The organism is Microcystis sp. M49636_WE2, from assembly GCF_030065375.1.
In the GTDB taxonomy this organism is placed as follows: domain Bacteria; phylum Cyanobacteriota; class Cyanobacteriia; order Cyanobacteriales; family Microcystaceae; genus Microcystis; species Microcystis aeruginosa_C.
This window is the reverse complement of the sequence record NZ_JASJFG010000131.1, coordinates 1-1256: the sequence shown is the minus strand read 5'-3', so window position 1 is coordinate 1256 and position 1256 is coordinate 1. Positions and strand designations below refer to the sequence as shown.

At 36.7% G+C, this 1256-nt stretch carries 1 protein-coding gene and 1 pseudogene; both read left to right on the top strand.

The window, feature by feature from the left end; all coding sequences use genetic code 11:
* Positions 1-267, top strand: a pseudogene (locus PX484_RS03095) (DNA double-strand break repair protein Mre11); the annotation flags it as partial.
* A 74-nt stretch (positions 268-341) separates the two neighbouring features.
* Positions 342-1256 (top strand): serine/threonine-protein kinase (locus PX484_RS03090; RefSeq protein WP_288102815.1); only part of this gene is annotated, 915 nt, incomplete at its 3' end.

The window sequence follows — 1256 nt, the reverse complement described above, 5'->3', positions numbered from 1 at the left end:
TTAGAACTAATCAACACCAATCAGCTTGACGAAGCGTTAAAAACTGCCCATAGCTATAGTATTCGGGCGGAATTAATTAGTCAATTAACCCGTCCCCGTTTACCGGAATTAGGGGTGGGTAATCAATTAGATCCGATGGAAGCGTTAAAAGCTTATATCGATAATAAGACAGATTTGCGCGATATTGTCGATGATATGTTAGAGGCAGCCCAGCTTTTATTAAATCAACAGCCAGAAATTTGGCTAGAGGAAGAAACCTCGATTTAGTTATCAGTTATCAGTTATCAGTTGTCGGTTTACTGCTCACTGAAACATCTTCCCTATCCCTGTTTGAACTAACAATGAGTTTATGTCTTAATCCCGATTGTCTATATAACAATGATCCTACGGATAAATTCTGTCAAAAATGTCGTTTTGAATTATTACTAAAAGATCGTTATCGTTCTATAAAATTAATTGGTCAAGGAGGTTTTGGTAAAACTTTTCAAGCAATTGATGAGGATAAACCTTCTCAACCTTATTGTGTGATTAAACAATTTTTTCCTAGCGCTCAAGATAGTAATGCTCTCAAGAAAGCTGCGGAATTATTTAGAGAAGAAGCGATTAGTTTAGATAATCCCGGTCAACACCCACAAATTCCCTCGCTCTATGCCTATTTTACCGGCAATGATGGGCGACAATATCGTGTTCAAGAATATATTGAAGGACAAAATCTAGAACAAGAATTACAAAGCGAAGGAGTTTTCAATGAAGAAAAGATCAAACATCTTTTATTAGAAATTTTGCCAATTCTTGATTTTATCCATGCGAAAAGAGTCATTCATCGAGATATTAAACCAGCTAATATAATTAGGAGACCCAGCGATAATAAAATAATTTTAGTGGATTTCGGTGCCTCTAAATTTATAACCATTGCTAATCTTTCCCTGACAGGAACAGTGATCGGTTCGGCGGGATATATCGCTCCAGAACAAGGCAATGGCAAAGCAATTAATAGCAGTGATCTATATAGTTTGGGAGTCACTTGTATCTATTTATTAACGGGAATATCTCCCTTTGAATTATTCGATGTGAGTGAACATGAATGGGTATGGAGACAGCACCTGATTAATAATTCTGTTAGTGTTGAATTAGGCGAAATTTTAGATAAATTAATTGAATTTGGCACCAAAAAACGTTATCAATCAGCCGGAGAAGTCCTGCAAGAGTTAGCGGTAAAATTAGCCGTAGTGATTCCGCCAAAACCCCGATCACAG